The following is an 872-nucleotide window of genomic DNA, read 5'->3' on the forward strand; positions in this document are numbered from 1 at the left end:
CTGCTCGCCATCAGTAAGCGCGAGTACGAAGAGGCGATGGCGATCTACGATATTTTCGTGACTTTCCTGCGCGAGCGCGCCATGAGCCGCCTCGCCGCGACCCGCAGCTTCGATGAGTTTAAAACGGTGGCGATGGAGTGCGTCAGCCGGTTTTGAGAGGCGTTTTCCAGATTCGAATGTAATTCAAATGTAATGCTATACTGCATTACAAAATTCCCCTTTCTGGAGGCATAATGGCCACGCTCAATGTTCGACTGGACGATAAACTCAAAAAAGAGGCTTATGCCGTGCTGGAGAAACTCGATATGACACCAACGGAGGCGGTACGCCTGCTGTTTCAATACATTGCGGAAAATGGCCGCATGCCGGTGAAAAGTATGACCATCAGTGATGGCGAAGCGGCGTTATTACGCACCGTTCGCGAACGGCTGGAAAACCCACGGCCGGGGGTTAAGGTGAGTCTGGATGACCTATGAACTGGAGTTTGATCCACGAGCCTGGCGCGAATGGCAAAAGAGAGAAAGCGGCCGTTTATCATCAGGCGAATAAACGGCTCTAAACGCTATCGCAAATGATGTACCACCTGGTTGCTGCTGCCGCGCCAGATCAGCGCCGGGTCTTTTAAATCCTGCACAAACTTACCGTCGACCAGCACGTTGATCAGGTTCACTACCTGCATCTGCGCCTCATTCAGCTCATCCAGTTTATAGCCGGTCCAGACCCAGATATCTTTGCCGGGGCATTCGGCGCGCACGCGCTTAACCAGTTTGAGGATCTCCGCGATGTTTTGCGGATGCAGCGGATCGCCGCCGGAGAGTGAAATCCCCTGGCGCTTGATGCGGGTATCGTTGAGGTCGGCAATGATGCGGTCG

General features: G+C 53.8%; 2 protein-coding genes and 1 pseudogene. 2 read left to right on the plus strand and 1 reads right to left on the minus strand.

Going from position 1 to position 872, the window contains the following annotated elements; translation table 11 throughout:
• A pseudogene (locus CWM53_RS12520) lies at positions 1-156 on the plus strand (transcription antiterminator BglG); the annotation flags it as partial.
• A 77-nt stretch (positions 157-233) separates the two neighbouring features.
• Entirely contained in the window at positions 234-476 is a 243-nt protein-coding gene (locus CWM53_RS12525; protein WP_002886901.1) for a type II toxin-antitoxin system RelB/DinJ family antitoxin, read from the plus strand.
• 86 nt (positions 477-562) lie between these two features.
• On the opposite strand, the gene nrdG is transcribed toward CWM53_RS12525, so the two are convergent.
• Positions 563-872: anaerobic ribonucleoside-triphosphate reductase activating protein (nrdG, locus tag CWM53_RS12530; RefSeq protein ID WP_100750798.1), on the minus strand; the 310-nt coding region annotated here is incomplete at its 5' end.

This window comes from Klebsiella sp. A-Nf5 (assembly GCF_002810545.1).
GTDB classification, from domain to species: domain Bacteria; phylum Pseudomonadota; class Gammaproteobacteria; order Enterobacterales; family Enterobacteriaceae; genus Klebsiella; species Klebsiella variicola.